The sequence below is a fragment of the Rhodanobacter sp. OR92 genome (assembly GCF_000427545.1).
In the GTDB taxonomy this organism is placed as follows: Bacteria; Pseudomonadota; Gammaproteobacteria; order Xanthomonadales; family Rhodanobacteraceae; genus Rhodanobacter; species Rhodanobacter denitrificans.
Genome location: NZ_KE386556.1, coordinates 465957 through 486736 on the forward strand (window position 1 = coordinate 465957; position 20780 = coordinate 486736).

The 20780-nt window shown below is 68.2% G+C and carries 23 protein-coding genes; 14 read left to right on the forward strand and 9 right to left on the reverse strand.

The window, feature by feature from the left end; all coding sequences use genetic code 11:
• Nucleotides 1–23: 23 nt before the first annotated feature.
• Both RHOOR92_RS0113730 and RHOOR92_RS0113735 read right to left on the reverse strand, forming a co-directional pair.
• Nucleotides 24–845 carry a ferritin-like domain-containing protein gene (locus RHOOR92_RS0113730; protein ID WP_027485269.1) on the reverse strand — a complete coding sequence of 274 codons (822 nt, stop codon included), beginning with the start codon at nucleotides 843–845 and terminating at the stop codon, nucleotides 24–26.
• A 112-nt stretch (nucleotides 846–957) separates the two neighbouring features.
• The gene (locus RHOOR92_RS0113735) at nucleotides 958–1374 is read right to left on the reverse strand and encodes a universal stress protein (protein ID WP_007509741.1); all 417 of its coding nucleotides are present in this window, start codon (nucleotides 1372–1374) and stop codon (nucleotides 958–960) included.
• A gap of 279 nt (nucleotides 1375–1653) precedes the next feature.
• On the opposite strand from RHOOR92_RS0113735, the gene RHOOR92_RS0113740 reads away from it, so the two are divergent.
• From RHOOR92_RS0113740 to RHOOR92_RS0113780, 9 genes are all read left to right on the forward strand, one after another.
• Nucleotides 1654–2112: a hypothetical protein gene (locus RHOOR92_RS0113740; protein ID WP_027485270.1), complete on the forward strand. Its 459-nt coding sequence runs from the start codon at nucleotides 1654–1656 to the stop codon at nucleotides 2110–2112.
• 177 nt (nucleotides 2113–2289) lie between these two features.
• The gene (locus RHOOR92_RS0113745; RefSeq protein WP_027485271.1) at nucleotides 2290–2772 is read left to right on the forward strand and encodes a hypothetical protein; all 483 of its coding nucleotides are present in this window, start codon (nucleotides 2290–2292) and stop codon (nucleotides 2770–2772) included.
• A 46-nt stretch (nucleotides 2773–2818) separates the two neighbouring features.
• Complete coding sequence (locus RHOOR92_RS0113750; protein ID WP_007509735.1) at nucleotides 2819–3673, forward strand: energy transducer TonB; 855 nt, start codon at nucleotides 2819–2821, stop codon at nucleotides 3671–3673.
• 127 nt (nucleotides 3674–3800) lie between these two features.
• The gene (locus RHOOR92_RS0113755; RefSeq protein WP_027490514.1) at nucleotides 3801–4553 is read left to right on the forward strand and encodes a DUF2884 family protein; all 753 of its coding nucleotides are present in this window, start codon (nucleotides 3801–3803) and stop codon (nucleotides 4551–4553) included.
• Between the two features lie 108 nt (nucleotides 4554–4661).
• Nucleotides 4662–5102, forward strand: a complete 441-nt coding sequence (locus tag RHOOR92_RS0113760; RefSeq protein ID WP_007509731.1) for a DUF2383 domain-containing protein — start codon at nucleotides 4662–4664, stop codon at nucleotides 5100–5102.
• A gap of 12 nt (nucleotides 5103–5114) precedes the next feature.
• Nucleotides 5115–5690 carry a DUF924 family protein gene (locus RHOOR92_RS0113765; protein ID WP_007509728.1) on the forward strand — a complete coding sequence of 192 codons (576 nt, stop codon included), beginning with the start codon at nucleotides 5115–5117 and terminating at the stop codon, nucleotides 5688–5690.
• A 26-nt stretch (nucleotides 5691–5716) separates the two neighbouring features.
• Nucleotides 5717–5989, forward strand: coding sequence for a DUF2845 domain-containing protein (locus RHOOR92_RS0113770; RefSeq protein ID WP_007509726.1), 273 nt, complete (start codon nucleotides 5717–5719; stop codon nucleotides 5987–5989).
• 62 nt (nucleotides 5990–6051) lie between these two features.
• Nucleotides 6052–6360, forward strand: a complete 309-nt coding sequence (locus RHOOR92_RS0113775; RefSeq protein ID WP_007509725.1) for a DUF2845 domain-containing protein — start codon at nucleotides 6052–6054, stop codon at nucleotides 6358–6360.
• A gap of 89 nt (nucleotides 6361–6449) precedes the next feature.
• Nucleotides 6450–7304 carry a mechanosensitive ion channel domain-containing protein gene (locus tag RHOOR92_RS0113780; RefSeq protein WP_027490515.1) on the forward strand — a complete coding sequence of 285 codons (855 nt, stop codon included), beginning with the start codon at nucleotides 6450–6452 and terminating at the stop codon, nucleotides 7302–7304.
• On the opposite strand, the gene RHOOR92_RS0113785 is transcribed toward RHOOR92_RS0113780, so the two are convergent.
• Nucleotides 7301–10903: a M1 family aminopeptidase gene (locus tag RHOOR92_RS0113785; RefSeq protein WP_027490516.1), complete on the reverse strand. Its 3603-nt coding sequence runs from the start codon at nucleotides 10901–10903 to the stop codon at nucleotides 7301–7303. The genes RHOOR92_RS0113780 and RHOOR92_RS0113785 overlap by 4 nt on opposite strands.
• 32 nt (nucleotides 10904–10935) lie before the next feature.
• Nucleotides 10936–11820 (reverse strand): ABC transporter ATP-binding protein, encoded by an 885-nt coding sequence (locus RHOOR92_RS0113790; protein ID WP_027490517.1) that lies wholly within the window; start codon nucleotides 11818–11820, stop codon nucleotides 10936–10938.
• 179 nt (nucleotides 11821–11999) lie between these two features.
• Between RHOOR92_RS0113790 and aceF the strand changes: the two genes are divergently transcribed.
• From aceF to dapB, 3 genes are read left to right on the forward strand one after another with little or no spacing between them, the layout of a single operon-like run.
• The gene (gene aceF, locus RHOOR92_RS0113795) at nucleotides 12000–13430 is read left to right on the forward strand and encodes a dihydrolipoyllysine-residue acetyltransferase (protein ID WP_081660243.1); all 1431 of its coding nucleotides are present in this window, start codon (nucleotides 12000–12002) and stop codon (nucleotides 13428–13430) included.
• A gap of 14 nt (nucleotides 13431–13444) precedes the next feature.
• Nucleotides 13445–15295, forward strand: a complete 1851-nt coding sequence (gene lpdA / locus RHOOR92_RS0113800) for a dihydrolipoyl dehydrogenase (protein WP_027490519.1) — start codon at nucleotides 13445–13447, stop codon at nucleotides 15293–15295.
• Nucleotides 15296–15344: 49 nt separating this feature from the next.
• Nucleotides 15345–16145 (forward strand): 4-hydroxy-tetrahydrodipicolinate reductase, encoded by an 801-nt coding sequence (dapB, locus tag RHOOR92_RS0113805; protein WP_027490520.1) that lies wholly within the window; start codon nucleotides 15345–15347, stop codon nucleotides 16143–16145.
• A gap of 15 nt (nucleotides 16146–16160) precedes the next feature.
• Here the strand turns inward: dapB and RHOOR92_RS18840 are convergent, their stop codons facing one another.
• The 3 genes from RHOOR92_RS18840 to RHOOR92_RS0113820 form a co-directional block, all read right to left on the reverse strand.
• On the reverse strand, nucleotides 16161–16853 hold the full coding sequence (locus RHOOR92_RS18840; protein ID WP_051281224.1) for a hypothetical protein: 693 nt from the start codon (nucleotides 16851–16853) through the stop codon (nucleotides 16161–16163).
• Between the two features lie 87 nt (nucleotides 16854–16940).
• Nucleotides 16941–17417 carry a hypothetical protein gene (locus RHOOR92_RS0113815; protein ID WP_027490521.1) on the reverse strand — a complete coding sequence of 159 codons (477 nt, stop codon included), beginning with the start codon at nucleotides 17415–17417 and terminating at the stop codon, nucleotides 16941–16943.
• Nucleotides 17414–17992 (reverse strand): sigma-70 family RNA polymerase sigma factor, encoded by a 579-nt coding sequence (locus RHOOR92_RS0113820; RefSeq protein ID WP_027490522.1) that lies wholly within the window; start codon nucleotides 17990–17992, stop codon nucleotides 17414–17416. Before RHOOR92_RS0113820 ends, RHOOR92_RS0113815 begins: the two co-directional genes overlap by 4 nt.
• A 113-nt stretch (nucleotides 17993–18105) precedes the next feature.
• Here RHOOR92_RS0113820 and RHOOR92_RS0113825 point away from each other — a divergent pair, with 113 nt between their 5' ends.
• Complete coding sequence (locus RHOOR92_RS0113825) at nucleotides 18106–18432, forward strand: DUF6249 domain-containing protein (protein WP_007509698.1); 327 nt, start codon at nucleotides 18106–18108, stop codon at nucleotides 18430–18432.
• A gap of 57 nt (nucleotides 18433–18489) precedes the next feature.
• Nucleotides 18490–19116: a trimeric intracellular cation channel family protein gene (locus tag RHOOR92_RS0113830; protein WP_015448826.1), complete on the forward strand. Its 627-nt coding sequence runs from the start codon at nucleotides 18490–18492 to the stop codon at nucleotides 19114–19116.
• Nucleotides 19117–19228: 112 nt separating this feature from the next.
• Here the strand turns inward: RHOOR92_RS0113830 and RHOOR92_RS0113835 are convergent, their stop codons facing one another.
• Together RHOOR92_RS0113835 and dinB are read right to left on the reverse strand one after the other, a co-directional pair.
• A complete protein-coding gene (locus RHOOR92_RS0113835; RefSeq protein ID WP_027484621.1) occupies nucleotides 19229–19510 on the reverse strand; it encodes a hypothetical protein in 282 nt (93 codons plus the stop codon).
• Nucleotides 19511–19655: 145 nt separating this feature from the next.
• Nucleotides 19656–20759 (reverse strand): DNA polymerase IV, encoded by a 1104-nt coding sequence (gene dinB, locus RHOOR92_RS0113840; RefSeq protein ID WP_027490523.1) that lies wholly within the window; start codon nucleotides 20757–20759, stop codon nucleotides 19656–19658.
• Nucleotides 20760–20780 lie beyond the last annotated feature (21 nt).

Genomic DNA, 20780 nt, shown 5'->3' on the forward strand with positions numbered 1-20780 from the left:
GACGCTGGCCATGCCGGCGTCGGTCAGTGCAGGAACAGCTTCTCGGTGATCTTCGCCAGCGGCTTTTCCAGCGCACTCTGCAGGCGCGGCGGCAGGTCCAGCGGCTTGAGTAGCATCTTCACCGTCATCGCGGCCGGGATGTTCCGGCGCAGCCGGCCCTGCGCGCGGTCGCTGAGGCGGCGGAATTCGGCCTCGTTGCCTTGGTGCTGCGGGTAGCACTGGTTGAACACGTGGCGCAGCGCGATGTCGCTGTCCTCGCTCTTGATCTCATTGACCCGGCGCAGCAGCGCGCGGAACACTTGGTAGCGGCCGAAGCCTTCGCGCTCGCGGTAGCGTCGGTAGTGCTGGTAGAAATATTTGAAGTGGCGAACCTCGTCGCTCTTGATGTGGTTGGTCAGCTGCTTCAGTACCGGTTCGTCGGTGATGTCGTTGAGCGCGCGGTACAGGCTGGCGGTGCCAGTTTCCACCACGCAGCGCGCGGCCAGCTCCAGCCCGCGGCAGGGTTCCAGCTGCTCGGCGGTGCACACCGCGGCGTACGCGTTCCAGAACGCGGCGAAGCCCTTGTCCCAGTCGAACTCCGGCCAGACCTTCCTGACGTAGGCGGCCAGCGCACGGCCATGCTGCAGCTCCTCGTGCTCCCAGTGCTGGCTGAGCCAGGCGCCCAGTTCCTCGTCGTCGGCGAAATGGTCGACCAGGTTGCGCGCGTAGAGGTCCGAGCCGCTTTCGACGAAGGACGAGCTGCACAGCAGGAAGAACAGATCCTCGTCGTGGCGCACGCGGGCGAGCTCGATGCGCTCGAGGTCGATGCTTTCCAGGGTCCAGGGCAGGGCGGTGGATGGATTCAAGGCGAATGTCCCCGTGCGGCGATGGCTGCGGCGGCTGGTGGCCTGTCCGCAGATGACGGCAAGATGACACAGGATACGGCTTGGCCGCAGTGGCGGATTAACGTCGGCCGACTTAGCGCACCACCGTCACCGGCACGTGCGCGCGCGCCAGCACGTTGCCGGACACCGAGCCGAGCAGCCAGCGCGCCAGCGCGCCGCGCTCGGTATGGCCGATCACGATGTGGTCCACGCCGTGCTGTTCGATCTGGCTCAGCAGCACGTCGCCGGGGCTGCCCAGGGTCAGTTCGACGTCGATCAGGTCGGCCGCCTCCGGCACGATCGCGGTCAGCTCCTCAAGCAGTTCCTGCGCGCGTTCGGTGCCGTTGTCGGCCATCATCAGGGCGCAGGCGTCGGCGCCGCCTTCGGTGACCTGCAGTACCGACACCACGCGCACCCGGCCGTGGCTGCAGCGGGCCAGCTCGACCGCGAACTCGAACGCGCGGCGGGAGGCATCCGAGCCGTCGTAACCGACCAGCGAATACTTGACCATGGTGCTCCCTCGCCTCGTCGGCCGCAGCGTCGTGCCGAGTCTATGCGGGGCGTCCGCCGCGCCACAACCGCGGGGCCGCTCCCGGTGCGCCGGGTGCCGGTCTGCGCGCCGCGCCGCTACCGCCGCCTCAGCGGCGAAAGCCTGAACGGACAGTCATGCTTCTGCACGCGGCTGTCACGCCGCCCTGCACAATCTGCGCTCACCCCGCCGCGGCTGCCGCCCCACCTCGCAGCCGCAGCGCATGACGAACCCCACCCGCAGAAAGCGAAGGAGACGACGATGATCAAGCGTACGTTTGGAATGGCTGCCCTGGTAATCGCCTGCGCGGGCGCCGTAACCGCCCTGCCGGCCGGCAGCGCAAGGGCCGCCGAGGCCTCGGTGAAGTGCGATCTGGTGTACAACCTGTCCGGTTGGTCGCTGATCTACAAGCACGCCGAGGGCAGCGGCACCATCACCTGCGACAACGGCCAGCGCGCGAACGTGAAGATCGCCGTGGTCGGTGGCGGCCTCACCGCCGGCAAGTACCACATCGACAACGGCAAGGGCGAGATCAGCAAGGTGCACGACATCGCCGACGTCTACGGTGACTACGCGCAGGCCGGCGCCGAGGCCGGCGTGGTGAAGAGCGGCAGCGCGCAGGTGCTGACCAAGGGCACCACCTCGCTGGCGTTGTCCGGCACCGGCGAAGGCGTGAACCTGGGCGTCTCGATCGGCAAGTTCACCATCAGCAAACGCTGATCGCACCGGGGTGACGAAGAAGGGCGCCGCACGGCGCTCTTCTTCATGGACGCGCGTAAACTTCGCAGCCTGCAGCCGTGCCTCTTGCCCGAGTGGAGCATCCGCGATGCGTCGTCTTTGCCGTTTGTTTGCCCCGCCCCTGCCGCGCGTTCCGGCCAGCCCGAAGGCGGCCGCCTGATGTCGCCGGCGGTGCGCAACGATCCCGCGCCGGCGCGGCGTTTCGCGGCGTGGGCGGTCGGCCCGTGGGTACTGCTGCTGTTTGCCGCGCTGGGCTTCGTGCAGTACCTGCGGCATGCCGAATACCTCTACCTGGCGGCCGCCCTGCTGGTCATCGTGGCCTGCGCCGGCTGCATCCTGCGCCAGGCGTGGGCGCGCCCCGTGCTGCAGCTGCTGGCCGTGCTGCTGGCCGCGTGGGCGCTGGTGACGGCGGCGCTGATGCTGCAGCAAGCGGGCGATTTCGATACCGCCAGGCAGCATGCGCTGGCGCAGCCGCAACTGGGCGAGGTCGCGCTGTGGATGATCGCACGGGCCGAACGCATCTGGCAGGTCGGCCTGGCGCTCAAGGCCGCCGCGATCCCGTTGTTGTTGTGGCTGGCCTGGCAACTGGGCCGGTCGACGGTACGCGCGCAATTCCGTCCGCGGCGTCGCGGACGGTTGTAGCTGCTGGCGCTAGACTGCGCGAGAGGCTCACGCTGAGGGGACAGGGATGAAGCATTGGCCGATCGGTTTGTTCTGCGTATTGCTGTCGGGCGCCGCGCTGGCTGCCGGGCCCGCCGCGGTGCGCAAGCGAGTACAGGCAAGCATGCTGCTTACCGGAACGATCGTGGTGGCACCGGACGGCAGCGTCCGCAGCTATGTCATCGACAAGGTGGAGAAGCTGCCGTCCGTGGTGACCGGGCTGCTTGCCAAGAACATTCCGAACTGGAAGTTCGAGCCCACCCTGCTCGACGGCAAGCCGGTGGCGGCCAAGGCGACGATGAGCCTGCGCCTCGTCGCCAAGCCAGTGGGTGACGACGATTACTCGGTCGGCATCAGCGGTACCCAGTTCGGGCAGCAGGTGCCGGGTGAATCCATCACTTACAAGGATCAGGTGCGGCCGACGTATCCGCCCCAGGCGGTGCGGGCCCACGTATCCGGCACGGTCTATCTGGTGCTGCGCGTGGGGCGGCAGGGGCGGGTGCAAAAGGCCGAGGCCGAACAGGTCAACCTGGTGATGGTGGCCAGCGACCACGAAATGGAGCGGTGGCGCAAGGTGCTCGCCAACTCCGCCCTGGCGGCGGCGCGCGAGTGGACCTTCAACTTGCCGACGTCCGGCAGGCACGTGGGTGACCAGTACTGGGTAGCGCGGGTGCCCGTGACGTACAACCTGAGGAGGCTCGGCGAGATCCGGGGCGACGATTACGGCGAGTGGCGGCCCTATGTGCCCGGCCCAAGGCAACTGGTGCCCTGGATTGACGACTCACGGCTGCTGTCCGGCAGCGCGGATGCGCTTCCGGACGGAGGCATCCATCCACTCGAAAAGGGTGGCCTGCGACTGATCACGCCACCGGGTGGCGCCTGAGCCGTCCCGTGTTGCCGCGAGCGCCCCGTTTTGCTGCGCGTTCGCGTTTCGGAGCGAGAGCCACGTTCAGCATGGGTTGGCCAGTAGGCGGTTATCGCTGGGCACACTGTCTTCGGGAATCCTGTCCATGCACGTGCTCCGTTTGCCCGTTCTGCTGTTGTCCCTGTTCGCCGCGTGGTCGGTGCATGCACAGGATCTGGCGGCGACCTGCCACGCCAGCAGCAGCTATGACGTCACCCTGAAACCCGGCAGCCTGCTGTTCGATCGGCCGGCGCCCACTCCGTTCCACGTCGAGCTGCAGCAGGGCACGCTGCGCACCGACGGCGCCGCGGTGAAGCTGAATGCGGAAGATGAGGACCGACTGGCCTTGTTCGAGCGCGACCTGCGCGCGCTGGCGCCGCGGGTGCGCACGGTGGCACGCAACGGCGTGGACATCGCCGCGCAGGCGCTGCGCGAGGAGGCCGGCGGCATGGGCCTGGGCGCCGATACACGTACCGAATTCACCCGCCGCCTTGACGCGCACGCGGCCGAACTGAAGCGGCGCATCTCGGTCAGCCAGAGCACCCACGACTGGCAGGGCGACGCCGCCAACCAGGCGATGAACCAGATCGCCGGCGACCTGCTGCCGCTGCTGGCGGCCGACCTCGGCCAGCAGGCGATCAACGCCGCGCTGGCCGGCGACCTGCAGGCCGCCGCCAGCCTGCGCGACCGCGCCGCCGACCTCACCACCGCGTTGCGTCCGCGCCTGCAGTCGCGGCTGCAGGTGCTGCGCCCGCAGGTCGAGGCGCTGTGCCCGTCGATCCAGCGGCTGGCGGCCTTGCAGCAGGGTGTGCGCGGCGGCAGCGGGCAGCCGCTGGACCTGTTGCAGGTCGGGCCGTGAACGAGGCTGGCCGCCAGCTGACCGCCGGGTGGGGCGTCGCGCGGGGTTAATCTCCGGCTAAGTGGGCTGGCGCGAGGATGGCGCACCGCCCCCGATCGCCGATCCCGCATGCCGCAGTACCTGCCCGTCTCCGCCTGCAATGCCCTGATCCGGCGCAGCATCGACCTGCGCCAGCTGTATCGGCATGCCGCGACGGCGTGCGAACCGGGCTTGCGCATGGTGCTGAACGACAACGTGCACACGCTGGACCTGCTGATCGCCGACCTGCAGGCGCAGTTACGCGACCGCGGCGGCAGGCCGTGCCGGCGCGGCAGCTGGCGCGGAACCGTGCGCCGCCATCTTGCCGGCTGGCTGGTGCGTACCGCCGCACGCCGCGACAGCGCCTGGATCCACGTGCTGGCGCACGACGAGAGCGGGCTGCTGAACCGCTTCGAGCAAGCCATTGCCGCGGCCCCCGCCGAGGCGGTGCTGGTCCTGCGCCGGCAATTGCCGCGCTTGCGCGGCATCCATCTGGACATGCACAGTCTGGGCGGTACAGCACGCTATTGAACGGGGGGGCCGATGCGCGCGACTGCACAGGATGTCCTCGACTTCTGGTTCGCCGGGGCGAGCGCCGCACACTGGTTTGCCGCCGACACCGGGTTCGATGCGCAGATCCGCGAGCGTTTCGGCGAAGCCGCGAGGGCTGCCGCCGACGGTCGGCTGGACGACTGGGCGGCGACCCCGCCGGGCTGGCTGGCGTTGCTGATCCTGCTCGACCAGTTTCCGCGCAATCTGTATCGCGACGATCCGCGCGCCTGGGCGGCGGACGCCAGCGCACAGCGTGTGGCCTTGTCGGGCCTTGCCCGCAGTGATGACCGGCAACTGCCCGCCGTGCAGCGCGTGTTTGCCTACCTGCCGCTGGAACATGCCGAGAACATCGCGCTGCAGCAGCGTTCGGTGGCGTTGTTCGAGGCTTTGCTGGCGGATGCTGCACCGGAACAGCACCGGCAGCTCGAAAATTATCTGGACTATGCTCGGCGCCACCGTGAGGTGATCGTGCGCTTCGGCCGCTTCCCTCACCGCAACGCTGCACTCGGACGTTCCAGCACGCCGGAGGAAATACTCTACCTGGCACAGCCCGGTGCCGGTTTCTGAGGCGACTCGCCGCAAGGGAGCATGTCATGCGTCATCCATGGTTGATTTCGTTGCTGGCGTTCAGCCTGACCGCCCAGGCCGGGCAGACCCTGCGCATCGGCCAGCAGGTGCTGACGGTAGGCGATACCGCGGCGCATGCGGTCGCCCTGCTGGGCGTGCCGGCCCTCAAGGAGCCGGTGGAAAACACGTTCGGCGCGTATCTCGGCGAACGCTGGCAATACACCCGCGAGAATGGCCATGTCGTCGTCGTGACGATCATTGGCGGCAAGGTCGCCGACATCGACGACCGCCAGCGTTGAGGCGGCTTCCGCCGCGAAGCAGCCAGAGATTCCGGAATTCCAACCCGGCCAGGGAGCAGGTCATGCGCATTCGTCTCGTCGTTGCATTGTTCGCGTTCAGTGCCGCCGTGCAGGCGTCCAGCACCTTGCGCGTGGGCAGCCAGGTGCTCACCGCCGGCGACAGCCGCGAGCGGGTAGTCGAGCTGCTGGGCAAACCCACTTCGAAATCGCACACACGCAAGCCGCACAGTCACGGCAGTCGTCGCGGCGGCGCCCGTGCGGTGGACAAGAATCAGGGTGGCGAACAGTGGCGCTACCGCCGCGGCGATCATGTCACCGTGGTGACGATCGTCGACGGCCGGGTCAGCGAGATCGAGGACCGCCGGCTCTAGCCGTTCGCGATGGCGTCCGCGTCGCCGGCGGCGCGGTTGCCGCGACTCTCCTGCTAGGCTTGCCTGCGGTTTTTCGCGGAAGGCAGGCCATGTTCGATGTCTCGGTTGTGCCGGCGGCAGCCCGCGCGGTGTCCACTTACTCCGACCAGGCGGTGCAGCTCGGTTTGCGCCTGCTTGGCGCGCTGCTGGTGCTGCTGCTCGGCATGTGGGTGGCGCGCCGGCTGGCCGGTTTCGCCCAGGCGGCGCTGGGCCGGGCCAATCTGGATACCACGCTCAGCGGCTTCCTGCGCAACCTGATCTACGGCGTGCTGGTGGTCCTGCTGGTGGTGACCGCACTGGGCGTGCTGGGGGTGCCGTCGGCGCCGCTGGTCGCCGCGCTCGGCACCGCCGGGCTGGCGATCGGGCTGGCCCTGCAGGGCTCGCTCAGCAACCTGGCGTGGGGTGTGCTGCTGGTACTGTTCCGGCCGTTCCGGGTCGGCGACTACGTCAGTGCCGGCGGTACCGAGGGCACCGTGCAGAGCATCAACCTGATGCATACCCAGCTGATCCTGCCGGACAACCGCGAGGCGATCCTGCCGAACGCGAAGATCGGCGGCGACGCCATCGTCAATTTCAATCGCCGTGGCACGCGGCGCTTCGAGCTGAAGCTCGGCATCGCCTACCGTGATGACGCCGAGCGGGTGATGGCCACCATCATGCAGCTGATGGCGGCGGATCCGCGCATCCTGAAGGACCCGGCGCCCGGCGTGTGGATCGAGGGCCTGAGCGTGCAGACGGTGAACCTGGTGCTGCGCGGCTGGACCCTCGTCAGCGACGGTTGGGACGCGCAGACCGATCTGCTGCACGCGATCAAGCGGCGGATCGACGCGCAGCAGATCAGCGTTCCGGCAGGGCCGCAGCAGGTCACCCTGGTGCGCGGCACCCCCGGGCCCGACGGAGTCTAAGGCAGCGTGACCGCGCGGCGATTGTCGCTGGAGACCTTGTCGATCAGCTCGTTGTAGGGATCGATGCCGGCCACGGCGGGCCTGCCATCGACGGTGACGGTGAGTGTGCTGTCGCCGTCGGGCAGCAGACGCTTTTCCAGGTACAGCGGCTTGCCGTCCATGCCGTCGCCCTTTGATGCGGCAAACACGCCCACCTCGATCGGGATGTCCGGCTTCGCCGCGGTTTCCTTGCCGGTGCCGTCGACGTGGACCTTGCCGGCGTGCACCTGCAGGGTCACCTCGTACTTGCCGTTCGGCAGCTTCTTCGCGGTGGCGTCGGTGAGGCGGTTGTCGAACAGGGTGATCTTCCAGAAGAAATCGTCCAGCAGCGGCTGCCACTTCGGGTCGAGCGCCTTGCCCAGCGCGTCCATGAATTCCTGCGAGGTGGTGTACGGCGGCTGCTGGAAACCCTTGTCGAGCAGGAACTGCTTCAGCACCGCGTTCAGCGTGCCCTCGCCGACGTAGTCCTGCAATGCGTAGAACACCAGCGAGCCTTTCTTGTAGTGGATGTATTGCTGGTTCTCCACCTTCGCCAGCGGTTCCTCGGCCAGCTTCTCGGTGGCACGCCCCGCCAGATAGCCGTCCAGTTCGTACTTCAGGAACTTGTGCATCTGGTCGGCGCCGTACTTGTGCTTCATCACCATCAGCGCGGAGTACTGCGCCAGCGATTCGCTGAGCATGGTCGAGCCCTGCATGTTCGCGCCGATCACCCGGTGCGCCCACCACTGGTGCGCCACTTCGTGCGCGGTGACGTAGTAGACGTAGTCAATCTTTGTCTTGTCGCGCAGGTCGGCGATGAAACCGATCGACTCGGAGTACGGGATGGTGTTGGCGAACGACTGCGCGAAGCTGGCGTAGTTCGGGAATTCCAGGATGCGCAGCTGCTTGAACTGGTAGGGCGTGAAGTTCGCGTCGTAGTAGTCCAGCGCATCCTTCGCGCCCTGGATCATGCGGTCCACGTTCCACGCATGCGCCGGGTTGTAGTACACCGCGATGTCCACGCCCTTCCAGGTCTCGTGCTTCACCGCGTAGCGCGCCGACAGGTACGAGAAGAACGGCAGCATCGGCTGCTCCATCCCGTCCTGCGTCATGGTGTAGTGGAAATAGCGCCTGCCATTGGCGGTCCATTCCTTCTGCAGCGTGCCCGGCGCGATGGCGATCTGGTCGGGCGCGGTGGACACGGTGGTGTCGAAGCTGATCCAGTCCGCGTCGTTGCTGATGTAGGTGTTCGCGCGCGCTTTCTCGTCGCCCAGCTTCGGCATCCGCGGCACCTCGGCGGAAAGCCCGTACTTGCGCCGGTCGTTGCGGTCGGTGAGCTGCGTCTGGGTCTGGTAGCCGAACTGCGGCATCACGCTGTTGTTGAAGAACGTGCCGTTGTGCACGAGGAACTCGCCTTCCGGTCTGTTGGCGAAACCCTTCGGCGCGTATACCAGGTCGAAATCGAATGCCATCGACGCGCCCGGCGCCAGCGGCGTCTTCAGCCGGTAGATGGTGTAGCCGAGCTCCTTGTCTGCGCTGACCGTATCGTGCGGCGCGAAGTCCAGCGACTTCACGGCGAACTTGTCGTCGAAGTTCACGTGCAGCTCGCTGATCGGCGCCGTGTGCTTGTTCACCAGGGTGTAGTGGCCGCGGATCTCCAGCCGGCGCCGGTACGGGAAGATGTCCACGTCAGCCTTCACCGCGGTGATGCGCGGCTGCGGCAGGTTCTTGTACTTCGCGTATTTCTTCTCGTAGTCGGCGCGCTGGATCGTCTTCGTGGTGCTGCTCTGGTAGTGGTTCAGCACGTTGGTGTTGTAGTAGATCCACGCGCCGCTGCCGACGAACGCGAACAGCGCCGCCGCCAACGCGAGCTTCGCCGGCGCGTGCAGCCGCGCGCGCGCCTCGCGCAGGCGCTCGCGCCATGACGGCTCGGTGCCGCGTACCCAGAACAGCGCCGCCAGCACCAGCAGCGCCACCGCGGCGCAGGCCCAGTAGAAGTCGAACCACAGCACGGCTCGGAGGAAATGCCCGAAGCCGTTCATGTCCGAATACGGCAGCTCCGGCGCGTTGCCATAGTTGTACAGGTTCTGTTCCCAGTGCAGCAGGTCGAAGCCGATCGTGCTCAGCACCAGCCACACGATGGTCAGCAGGTAACCGAGGAACTTGTTGTTCGACAGCACCTGCAGGAACAGCGCCAGCACTGCCAGCAGCACGAACGGGAGCGCATTCAATGCCAGCGTGGCTAGGTACAGCCCGGGCTCCAGGTGCGTATAGCCGTGGCCCAGCTGCCAGCCGAGGCCCACGATCGCGCCGATCAGCAGGAAGCTCGCGATCACCGCCAGCAAGGCACCCAGCTTGGCGGTCAGCGGCACCCAGTCCGGTACCGGGAACGCGTCGCTGACTTCGGCCGAGCGCTGGCTGCGTTCGCGCCACACCAGCTCGCCGGCGTAGAACGTGACGATGATGTAGAGCAGCCACTGGAAGCCGCCGCGCACGTTTTCCAGCACCTGGTGCGTCACCGGCCAGGTGGCGGTGCCGTAGATCTGGCTGGACAGCGCGAGCGCGAAGATCAGGTTGAACAGCCCGAGCGCCAGCATGATCAGGAACGGCACGCCGCGCAGCACGCCCAGGGCGTCGAACACGAACTGCGTGCGCAGTTGCAGCAGGTGCGCGCGCAGGTCGTCGGCCAGGCGCACCTTCGGCAGGGCCAGCGTGGCGGCGCCGGCCTGCGGGCGCAGCAGCGGCGGCTCCGCCCGCTTCCTGCGCCGCGGCAGCCGCAGGCCCTCGCGATTCGGGCGGAACAGCGCTACGGCGGCGCCCAGCATGACCGCGCCGACCGCGCTCCACAGCACCCGGTTGAACAGCAGCACGCCCGTCAGCGCGGGCAGCTCGTGGTTGGCCTGGTCCGCCGACCAGTAGCGGGTGACCAGGGCCAGGGTGCGACCGCCGAACGGATCGAGCATGGCGGCGATGAAATGATTGTTGACGTCGCGGGTCAGCAGGCCGACGACGGAGTTCAGCACGAAGTAGACGATCAGGCCGATGTAAGTGGCCAGCAGCGAACGCGTGGTGGTGGCGAGCAGGAACAGCAGCGCGGCGATGAACAGCAGGTCCGGCACCACCATCACGCCGAACGCCCATGCGTAGCCATGCCAGCTGGCCGGGCCCAGCCGCGTCGCATCGATCCACGGCATCAGGCCGCCGACGGCGACGCCCAGCGCGCAGGCCAGCATGACCGCCAGCGCGGCGAGATAGCCGGCGGCGAAGCGGCCGCCGAGATAGGCGCCGCGGCTCAGCGGCGTGGTGAAGAACAGCTCCGCGGTGCGATTGTCGAAATCACGCAGCGCCGCGCCGGCCACGAACACCGTCACCAGGAAGATGCTGAGCACGGTGAGCACGCCGAGCAGCCGCGCGATCACCAGCGGCGCGTTGCGCAACACGTTGCCGCTGGCGCCGCCGACGATCACCGCGTCGGTGCTGGCCAGCGCGAACGCCAGCGCGCCGAACACCGCCGCGACGATCCAGAACAGCGGCGCCTTCAGTTGCTGGCGCAGTTCGAAGCGAAGTATCTCGAAGAACATCGGTATTCCCGTCCGTGTTTCGGCAGCTGGTGTCAGGCGGCGCGGGCGGTGGCCTGCGCGCGCAGGCGGCCGAAGTAGACGTCTTCCAGGTCGGGCGCGACGGGTTCGAAGCCGTCTTCCGGCAGCGCATCGGCCAGCACGTGCAGCAGGGTGCGGCCGCCGGCGAGGCGGGTGGACAGGATGTTCATGCGGGCGCGGTAGCCGTCCAGTGCGGCCTTGTCGATCGTGCGCCGCCACACGCGGCCTTCCAGCGAGCGGATCGCCTCGGCCGGCTCGCCGCTGAGCAGCACCTGGCCCTGGCCGATGATCGCCATGTGCGAGCACAGGTCGGTGACGTCCGCCACGATGTGGGTGGACAGGATCACCACCACGCGTTCGCCGATTTCGGCCAGCAGGTTGAGGAAGCGGTTGCGCTCTTCCGGGTCGAGCCCGGCGGTGGGCTCGTCCACGATCACCAGCCGCGGGTCGCCGATCAGCGCCTGCGCGATGCCGAAGCGCTGGCGCATGCCGCCGGAGTAGGTGCCGAGCTTGCGCTTGCGCACGTCCCACAGGTTCACCTGGCGCAGCAGCGATTCCACCAGCTCGCGCCGCTCGGCCTTGACGGTGACGCCCTTGAGCACGGCGAAGTGCTCAAGCATCGCCTCGGCCGACACCTTCGGGTACACGCCGAACTCCTGCGGCAGGTAGCCGAGCAGGCGGCGGGTGGCCTGCTTGTCGGCGAGCAGATCCATCCCGTCCAGCCGGATCGCGCCTTCGTCCGGGTCCTGCAGCGTGGCGATCGTGCGCATCAGCGACGACTTGCCGGCGCCGTTCGGGCCGAGCAGGCCGAACATGCCGCTGGGGATGTCCAGCGACACGCTGCGCAGCGCCTTGACGCCGTTGGCATAGGTTTTCGACAGGTCGCGTATCGTCAGCATGGGTGTCTTCCGGCGCCGCGCGCGCGGCATGGTCATGCGGCTCAGACTACGGTAAGGGCCGGGGGCGCGCGTGCGCTCAAGGTCATGCATACGCTTGCGCATGGTGGCCGGAAAATCGGCGGAATCGCTTGATCCGGGCATACGGAATGGGCGTGCCTTCGTTATGATTGAGGTCTTGTATGCGACCGCCATCCCCGAGCGGCACGCCATCGCCAGCAGGAGTCACCATGGCCGACCTCAAAGAAGCCCGCGTTCCCGATATCGGCCACGCGGACGTTCCCGTCATCGAAGTGCTGGTCAAGGCCGGCGACCGGGTGGAGAAGGAGCAGAGCCTGATCACGCTGGAGTCGGACAAGGCGACCATGGAAGTACCCGCGCCGTTCGCCGGCACGGTGAAGGAAGTGAGGCTGAAGGTGGGTGACGAGGTTTCCGAGGGCGCGGTGATCGCCATCATCGAAACCGACGGCGCCGCCGCCGAGCCGGCCGCGGCCAAGCCCGCGGCGGCGCCGGCGCCGGCAGCTCCCGCCCCGGCGTCTGTACCCGCGCCTCCCGCAACGGCGCCCGCGTCGGCCGAGCCGAAGCCCGCGCCGATCGCCGGCCAGGGCGTGCACAACGCACCCGAGGGCGACGTGCCGCCGCAGGCGCGCCCGCCGTTCGACGCCAACATCGTGATGCCCGGCGACGCGCCGTACGCGAGTCCGGCGGTGCGCGCCTTCGCGCGCGAGCTGGGCGTGGACATCCAGCAGGTGAAGGGCAGCGGCCGCGGCGGTCGCATCCAGCGCGAGGATGTCAGTGCCTACGTCAAGCACGCGCTCGCTTCCGGCGCGCGCCCGGTGGTCGGCGCCGCCGCCTCGGTGGGCGGCCTGAACCTGCTGCCGTGGCCGAAGGTCGACTTCGCCAAGTTCGGCGAGATCGAGGAGAGGCCGCTGTCGCGCATCCAGAAGATCTCCGGCGCGAACCTGGCGCGCAACTGGGCGATGATCCCGCACGTCACCCAGCACGAGGACGCCGACATCACCGAGATGGAGGCGTTCCGCAAGCAGCTCGGCGCCGAGCAAAAGTCCGATAAGGGCGGGGACCTGAAGATCAGCCCGCTGGTGTTCCAGATCAAGGCGGTGGTGGCCGCGCTGAAGCAGTTCCCGCAATTCAATGCCTCGCTCGACGAGTCGGGCGAGAAGCTGATCCTGAAGAAGTACTTCCACATCGGCATCGCGGTGGACACGCCCGATGGCCTGGTGGTGCCGGTGATCCGCGACTGCGACAAGAAGGGCCTGCTCGACCTGGCGCGCGACCTGGCCGAGATCTCGAAGAAGGCGCGCGACAAGAAGCTCGGCCCGGCCGAGATGTCCGGTGGCTGCTTCTCGATCAGCTCGCTCGGCGGCATCGGCGGCACCTACTTCACGCCGATCGTCAACGCGCCGGAAGTCGCCATCCTCGGCGTCTCCAAGTCGGTGATGAAGCCCGTGTGGAACGGCAAGGAATTCGCGCCGCGGCTGCTGCTTCCCCTGTCGCTCAGCTATGACCATCGGGTGATCGACGGCGCGCTCGCCGCGCGCTTCGCCAGCTTCCTCGCCAACCAGCTCGGCGACATCCGCCGGCTGCTGCTCTGACGGAGGCGATGACCATGGCGAACACGATCGAGATCAAGGTTCCCGACATCGGCGGCCACGACAACGTGCCGGTGATCGAAGTGCTGGTGAAAGCCGGCGACACGGTGGCGAAGGAACAAAGCCTGATCACGCTGGAGTCGGACAAGGCGACCATGGAGATTCCCTCCAGCGCCGCCGGCGTGATCAGGGAGCTGAAGCTCAAGGTGGGCGATGAAGTGTCCGAAGGCGCGGTGATCGCCGTATTGGAAACCGTCGGCACAGCCGACTCATCGTCCCCCTCTCCCCTTCCGGGAGAGGGCAGGGGTGAGGGTGCGGGGTCACCGGGCAGCTCCAACGAAGAAGCGACCAAGAGCAACCAGCCCCCCGCAAGCCCCGTCCCCTCACCTCAATCCTCTCCCCGGGGGGGAGAGGAGGCGAAGGTGCCGCAAGCGGCAGCTTCATCTGGGAAGAAGCCCGACATCGAATGCCAGCTGGTGGTGCTCGGCTCCGGCCCCGGCGGTTACTCGGCCGCGTTCCGCGCCGCCGACCTCGGCGTCGACACCGTGCTGGTGGAGCGCTACGGCACGCTCGGCGGCGTCTGCCTCAACGTGGGCTGCATCCCGTCCAAGGCGCTGCTGCATGCTGCTGCGGTGATTGACGAAGCCGCAGCGATGGCCGCGCACGGTGTCGCATTCGGCGCACCGAAAATCGACCTCGACAAGCTGCGCAGCTTCAAGAGCAAGGTGGTCGGCCAGCTCACCGGCGGCCTCGCCACGATGGCGAAGCAGCGCAAGGTGCGCACGCTGGTGGGCAACGGCATGTTCGTGTCGCCGCATGAGATGGAAGTCCAGACGGCCGATGGCGTGAAGCTGCTGCGCTTCGAGCACGCGATCATCGCGGCCGGTTCGCAGTCGGTGAAGCTGCCGGCGTTCCCCTGGGACGACGAGCGCGTGATGGATTCCACCGGCGCGCTGGAACTGAAGGACGTGCCGAAGAACCTGCTGGTCGTCGGCGGCGGCATCATCGGCCTGGAAATGGCCACGGTGTACTCGGCGCTGGGCAGTGCGGTGACCGTGGTCGAGTTCATGGACCAGCTGATCCCCGGCGCCGACACCGACCTGATCAGGCCACTGGCCAAGCGTCTGGGCAACAAGCTCAAGGGCGTGCACCTGAAGACCAAGGTGGTCAGCGCCAAGGCCACCAAGAAGGGCATCGAGGTCGGCTACGAAGGCGACAGCATCCCCGAGACCACGCTGTTCGACCGCGTGCTGGTCGCGGTGGGCCGCTCGCCGAACGGCAACAAGATCGGCGCGGACAAGGCCGGCGTGGCGGTGACCGAGCGCGGCTTCATCAACGTCGACACGCAGATGCGCACCAACGTGCCGCACATCTTCGCCATCGGCGACCTGGTCGGCCAGCCGATGCTGGCGCACAAGGCCACCCACGAGGCGCACGTCGCGGCGCAGGCTGTGGCCGGGCAGAAGAGCCATTTCGACGCACGGGTGATCCCGTCGGTCGCCTACACCGATCCGGAAATCGCCTGGGTCGGCGTGACCGAACGCGAGGCGAAGGAGAAGGGCTTGAAGGTCGGCGTGGGCAAGTTCCCGTGGGCGGCCTCGGGCCGCGCCATCGGCATCGACCGCACCGAGGGTTTCACCAAGCTGATCTTCGACGAAGAAACCCACCGCATCGTCGGCGCCGGCATCGTCGGCGTGCATGCCGGCGACCTGATTTCCGAACTGGCGCTGGCGATCGAGATGGGCAGCGAGGCGGCCGACATCGCGCTGACCATCCACCCGCACCCGACCCTGGGCGAGTCGGTCGGCATGGCCGCGGAAGTCTACGAAGGCACCATCACCGATCTGTATCTGCCGAAGAAGAAGTGAGCGTCGCGCCGCGCTTCGGCGCGGCGTGCGCCTGACCCGCGAGGTGCCCATGTCGCTGAGGATATGTCTCGCCGGCGCCACCGGCTGGGCCGGTTCGGAGCTGGCGCGCGGCATTGCCGCCGCCGATGACCTTGTACTGGTCAGTGCCGTGGCGCGCCGGCATGCCGGGCAGAAACTCGGCGACGTGCTGAGCGAAGACGGGCTCGATGCAACGATCTTCGGCAGTGCCGCCGAGGCGCTGACGCAAGCCTGCGACGTGTTCGTCGAGTACACCCATCCGGACAGCGCCAAGGCGAACATCCTCGCCGCACTGGAACACGGCGCGCACGTGGTGGTCGGCACCTCGGGCCTCACCGACGCGGACTACGCGCAGATCGACGCACTGGCGCGCGAGCGGCGGCGTGGCGTGCTGGCCTGCGGCAACTTCGCGCTCACCGCGGTGCTGCTGATCAAGTTCGCCGAGATGGCGGCCAAGCTGATCCCGCAGTGGGAGCTCGTCGACTACGCCAGCGCGGGCAAGCCGGATGCGCCCAGCGGCACCGTGCGCGAACTGGCCACGCGCATGGGCAAGGTGCGCCAGCCGCAACTGGAGGTGCCGCTGGAGCAGACGGTCGGCCTGCGCGAGACGCGCGGCGGCACGCTGGCCGGCAGCCAGGTGCATGCGCTGCGCCTGCCCGGTTTCGTGATCGGTGCCGAGGCGATCTTCGGCATGCCGGACCAGACCCTGACGATTCGCCACAACGCCGGCAGCAGCGCCAAGCCCTACGTGGACGGTGCGTTGCTGGCGATCCGCAAGGTGTCCATGCTGACCGGCCTGCACCGCGGTCTGGATGCGGTGCTGGAGCTGTAACGGGGGTTTCCCGGCTCAGGGGCGGCTCGCCGCACTGCCGCCAGTCTGTCCGGGCAGCGCGTCCCGCAAGTGCTGCTGCAGCGTCTGCAGATTCTGCCGGGCCTGATCCAGCATCGTCGCCATCTGGCTGATCACGTGCAGGAACTCGCGTGGCTGCACGTTGCCGGCTTCGAGATCGGTCATCGCGTCGATCATCTGGGGGCCGTCCATCACCAGCGTGAGGTTCGCGCCCAGGCCGGCACCGACGTCGCGCTGGCTGGCATAGGCGGCGGAGTAGCGTTGCATGCGCTGCTTGTCGATCCAACTGGCGGACTGGTCAGCCACGGCCACGTCCCAGGCCTCGTGGCGCAGGGTCGGCCAGTTCAGGTTGAGGTTGAAGTGCCTGGCCGCCACCAGCGTCTGGATGTGCTGCGCGATCGCCGCTTCCGGCACGTGCGTCTTGAAGTCCTGCAGCAGGTTGTCGCGGATGGCGGCAAGCCGCTTCGCCTGCCGTTCGTCCTGCGCCAGCGAGGAATCGACGGCATCCAGGTTGGAGCGGATCTCCGCGTCGATCCGCACGCCGGCCGCTTCGGCCGCGTGGGCGTGGTGCGTGTACTCGATCCATGCCTCCAATCCGAGCGCGGTGAGAATGCTGAGCACGATCATCAGGTAGTGCTTGGCGAAGTCCTTGAAGGACTCCAGCCGAACCTTCGGCAGTTCGAGGTGCATGCGGTCTCCGGGGATGGCAGGCGAGGTGCGAAGGGTAGCGGATTGGCCGGCTCCGGCTTGGGCCGGGTGTCGGGCCGGTTCGGGAATTCAGGCGGTCGGGCCGTGAATATGCCGCTGCCACCGTCCCAGCAGCCACGACGCGCCGAGACAACCGGCAAGCATCAGCAACCAGTGGGTGGCCGGTGCGTGCGGGGTCGGCAGCAGTGCGGCGAACGACGGCAACCACGTGCTGCCGTAGATCGCCACCACGACGCCCGTGGCCACCACCAGCACGGCCGCCAGCGCCAGCATCAGCACGAATTCGAAACGCGTACCGGATGCCGCCCGGGCCGGACTGGCGGCAACCCGTGCGGCCAGCTGCCGTGCGAAATCTGCCGGCAACGCTTCCGGTGACGGCTCACGCAAGGCCCGTGCGATCAGGCGGTAGCGCCGGCCGCGCGCGTCGTCGCCGGCGGGGTCGAGCTGCAGGCGTTCGCGCTGCATGGCGCGTTCCTGCGCCAGCCATTCGCGCTCGTGCGCTGGGTCGTCGAAAGGAGGAATGGGGTCGTCGGTGTGCTGGGTCATGCTGCAACTCCGGTCCGCGTTTCGAGCGCGCCGCGCAGGCGCAGACGTGAGCGGAACAAGTGGCTCTTGATGGTGCCGCTGGCCAGGCCGGTGATCCGGGCGATCTCCGGGATGGTCGTTTCTTCGAGGTAGTACAGCGTCAGCAGCGTGCGCTGCAACGGCGGCAACGCTTCGATCGCCTCATGCAGGTGCCGCGCGGTTTCCTCGTCCGCGCAGGCCGCCTCCAGGTCGAAGCCGTCGCCGAGATTCTCCACCAGTGCGTAGCCGTCGTCGGCGCCATGGTCGACCAGCGCAATGCGCTTGTGCTGCAGGTGGCGCAGCGCGATGGTGTACGCCACGCGGCCGATCCAGGATTTCAGCGCGCTCTCGCCGCGGTACTGGTGCAGGCACTGGTGCACGCGCAGGAAGGTGTCCTGGCATAGCTCGCGCGCGTCTTCCGGGTTGCGCACCATGCGCTGGATGATGTGCCAGCACAGCCCCTGGTACTCGTGCACGAGCCGTTCGAACGCGCCCGGCCGCTTGGCCAGCACGGCGTCGACCAGTTCGCGGTCGGGGCTGCTGCGGATGTCATCCATGGCGCCAAGGGATACGCGCAGGCGCCCGGCGGTTGCAAGTGCGCGGCTGCAACCACCCCGGGGGCGGCTGTATCTATCTTCCCGACAGCCACCACACTCCCAAGGAGAGCACCATGAGCTTCGGCGAACTCATCCCGATCAGCCTGTTTGTCTGCATCGCCTATTCGATCAAGGTCTGCGTCGACGCCATGGTGCGCCGGCACATGGTCAATGCCGGCGGTTCGGAGCAGCTGGTCAATTCGATCCTGCGCGAGGAGGACCAGCGCCGCCGCCATTCCTCGCTGCGCTGGGGCGTCGTGCTGGTGGCGCTGGCGATCGGCTTCGGCCTGATCCAGTGGTTCGACTGGCACGAGATCACCCCCGGCCTGATCGCGGTGCTGGCCGGCACGACCGGGCTGGGCAACCTGGCGTTCTTCGCGATTTCGCGGCGGATCGGCTAGATTCGGCGGCGGAACCGCCGCCCTGTCGGCGCGCCATGAAGGAAGCGAGTCGGCGGCATGAACGAGCAACTGCTGTTCAACCTGGTGGACCTGGCCGGCACGTTCGCGTTCGCGATCAGCGGCGCGACCGCGGCCCGGCGCTGCAACCTCGACCTGTTCGGCATCCTGGCGATCGCCTTCATCACCGCCTGCGGCGGCGGCATCGTGCGCGACCTGTGCATCGGCGCGGTCCCGCCGGCGGGCTTGTCCGACTGGCGCTACCTGCTCACCGCGGTGGTCGCCGCGCTGCTTACCGTGGTGGCCTATCGCTGGGTGGAGCGGCTGACCTATCCGGTGCGCCTGTTCGACGCGATGGGGCTGGGCCTGTTCGCGGTGTACGGCGCGCACAAGGCGCTGCTGTTCGGCCACAACGCGGAGGTGGCGATCCTGCTCGGCATGGTCACCGCGATCGGCGGCGGCATGGCGCGCGACGTGCTGCTGGCGCGCGTGTCGATCGTGTTGCAGCAGGAGATTTACGCGCTGGCCGCGCTCGCCGGCGCCGCGCTGGCGGTGCTCGGCGAATACTTGCACTGGCCCGCGGTGTGGGCGACCTGGCTGCCGATCCTGTTCTGTTTCGGGCTGCGCTTCGCGTCGCTGCGCTACCACTGGAACCTGCCGCGCTTCGGCCGCGAACGCCAGGCGTGATGCGCTACGCGCTTCTTCCGGGCGAACCCGCGGCGGCCGATGCATGACGGACAAGACAGAGGGGCCGGATCCTGCAATCCGGCCCCTCGCCGCGCATGGGTGTGCGGAATGCTCAGTGCTGCTGGTGGGTCTTGGAATGCCCCTTGGCCTTATGCTCGCCCTTGTTCTTGCTGTTGGCGACCGGGCTGACGGTCTTGCCGACATTGGCGTCGTCGGCCTTTGCCGTGTGCACGGCGTCGGATACGGCGTCGCCATGCGCGTCCTGGTTCGTGTGCATGGACGGAGCGCTGGGGGGAGTGTGGCCACCCGCACCGTGTTGCGGAGCGGCGATGGCGAACGAAATCGGCAGGGCAAACGCGGCGGCAATCAGGACGGCGTTGATGGTCTTGGTCATGACGTACGTAACCTCGGTTGGGATGGGCCATGCGGCGCATGGCCTGGTTACGATAGGGCCGTGCCCGAGCGGCAGGATGAATGGCGGATATTCGCAAGAAATTGCGTGTGGATCGCGTCACGGGGCTGCCCGTTCGTACATCGACTCAGGCCTCGAACAGATCCGCCTGCGCCTGGTAGCTGTCGCGGTCGACGAAGCCGGCCAGGCCGACGCCGACCAGGCGGTAGCGGCTGTCGGCGGGGCGCTCGACACGCTCGCGCAACGCGCAGGCGATGTCGGCCAGCTCGGCGGCTGACATCGGCCGCGTTGGCGGGGTGAGGCTGCGGGTCAGCGTGTGGAAGTCGGCGGTCTTCAGCTTCAGCACCACGGTGCGCGCCACCCGGCCGTGCTCGCGCTGGTGGCCGGCCCAGGCCTTTTCGGCGAGCTGGCGGATGTGCGGTTCCAGTTCGTCGAGCCGCAGGTCGTGTTCGAACGTATCCTCGGCCGAAACCTGCAAGGTGGGGCGCTGCGGCTGTACCGGATGCTCGTCGATGCCCTGCGCCAGCTCGTGCAGGCGCCGGCCCCAGCGGCCGAAGCGCTGCTCCAGCTCGGCCTGCGCGAACGCGCGCAGCTCGCCCACGGTGGCGATGCCGAGCGCGGCCAGCTTCGCCTCCATCACCTTGCCCACGCCGGGCAGGCGGCCGACCGGCAGGGGAGTGAGGAACGCCTCGACCTGCTGCGGGCGGATCACGAACAGGCCGTCGGGCTTGCGGAAATCCGAGGCGATCTTGGCCAGGAACTTGTTCGGTGCCACGCCGGCCGACGCGGTCAGCCGGGTTTCCTCGCGGATCGCCTCGCGGATCGCCTCGGCGGTGGCGGTGGCCGAACCCAGGCCGCTTTTCGTCGTGGTGACGTCGAGGTAGGCCTCGTCCAGCGACAGCGGTTCGATCAGCTCGGTATGCCGCGCGAAGATTTCGCGCACCTGCCGCGACACCGCCTTGTAGCGCACGAAATCCGGCGGCACGAAGATCAGCTGCGGGCACAGCCGCTCGGCGCGGATCGCCGGCATCGCCGAGCGCACGCCGAACACGCGCGCCTCGTAGCTGGCCGCGCACACCACCGAGCGCGCGCCGCGCCAGGCCACCGCCACCGGCTTGCCGCGCAGCGAAGGGTCGTCGCGCTGCTCCACCGACGCGTAGAACGCGTCCATGTCGACGTGGAGGATCTTGCGCGACGGAGCGGGCACGCGGACGACCGTGGTGGGATGCATGGATTCTAGAACCCGCGGCCG

Coding starts and splice junctions, on each gene's coding strand:
- RHOOR92_RS0113735 (WP_007509741.1), bottom strand. CDS start 1,374: ATGGTCAAGTATTCGCTGGTCGGTTACGACGGCTCGGATGCCTCCCGC.
- RHOOR92_RS0113740 (WP_027485270.1), top strand. CDS start 1,654: ATGATCAAGCGTACGTTTGGAATGGCTGCCCTGGTAATCGCCTGCGCG.
- RHOOR92_RS0113745 (WP_027485271.1), top strand. CDS start 2,290: ATGTCGCCGGCGGTGCGCAACGATCCCGCGCCGGCGCGGCGTTTCGCG.
- RHOOR92_RS0113750 (WP_007509735.1), top strand. CDS start 2,819: ATGAAGCATTGGCCGATCGGTTTGTTCTGCGTATTGCTGTCGGGCGCC.
- RHOOR92_RS0113755 (WP_027490514.1), top strand. CDS start 3,801: ATGCACGTGCTCCGTTTGCCCGTTCTGCTGTTGTCCCTGTTCGCCGCG.
- RHOOR92_RS0113760 (WP_007509731.1), top strand. CDS start 4,662: ATGCCGCAGTACCTGCCCGTCTCCGCCTGCAATGCCCTGATCCGGCGC.
- RHOOR92_RS0113765 (WP_007509728.1), top strand. CDS start 5,115: ATGCGCGCGACTGCACAGGATGTCCTCGACTTCTGGTTCGCCGGGGCG.
- RHOOR92_RS0113770 (WP_007509726.1), top strand. CDS start 5,717: ATGCGTCATCCATGGTTGATTTCGTTGCTGGCGTTCAGCCTGACCGCC.
- RHOOR92_RS0113775 (WP_007509725.1), top strand. CDS start 6,052: ATGCGCATTCGTCTCGTCGTTGCATTGTTCGCGTTCAGTGCCGCCGTG.
- RHOOR92_RS0113780 (WP_027490515.1), top strand. CDS start 6,450: ATGTTCGATGTCTCGGTTGTGCCGGCGGCAGCCCGCGCGGTGTCCACT.
- RHOOR92_RS0113785 (WP_027490516.1), bottom strand. CDS start 10,903: ATGTTCTTCGAGATACTTCGCTTCGAACTGCGCCAGCAACTGAAGGCG.
- RHOOR92_RS0113790 (WP_027490517.1), bottom strand. CDS start 11,820: ATGCTGACGATACGCGACCTGTCGAAAACCTATGCCAACGGCGTCAAG.
- aceF (WP_081660243.1), top strand. CDS start 12,000: ATGCGACCGCCATCCCCGAGCGGCACGCCATCGCCAGCAGGAGTCACC.
- lpdA (WP_027490519.1), top strand. CDS start 13,445: ATGGCGAACACGATCGAGATCAAGGTTCCCGACATCGGCGGCCACGAC.
- dapB (WP_027490520.1), top strand. CDS start 15,345: ATGTCGCTGAGGATATGTCTCGCCGGCGCCACCGGCTGGGCCGGTTCG.
- RHOOR92_RS18840 (WP_051281224.1), bottom strand. CDS start 16,853: ATGCACCTCGAACTGCCGAAGGTTCGGCTGGAGTCCTTCAAGGACTTC.
- RHOOR92_RS0113815 (WP_027490521.1), bottom strand. CDS start 17,417: ATGACCCAGCACACCGACGACCCCATTCCTCCTTTCGACGACCCAGCG.
- RHOOR92_RS0113820 (WP_027490522.1), bottom strand. CDS start 17,992: ATGGATGACATCCGCAGCAGCCCCGACCGCGAACTGGTCGACGCCGTG.
- RHOOR92_RS0113825 (WP_007509698.1), top strand. CDS start 18,106: ATGAGCTTCGGCGAACTCATCCCGATCAGCCTGTTTGTCTGCATCGCC.
- RHOOR92_RS0113830 (WP_015448826.1), top strand. CDS start 18,490: ATGAACGAGCAACTGCTGTTCAACCTGGTGGACCTGGCCGGCACGTTC.
- RHOOR92_RS0113835 (WP_027484621.1), bottom strand. CDS start 19,510: ATGACCAAGACCATCAACGCCGTCCTGATTGCCGCCGCGTTTGCCCTG.
- dinB (WP_027490523.1), bottom strand. CDS start 20,759: ATGCATCCCACCACGGTCGTCCGCGTGCCCGCTCCGTCGCGCAAGATC.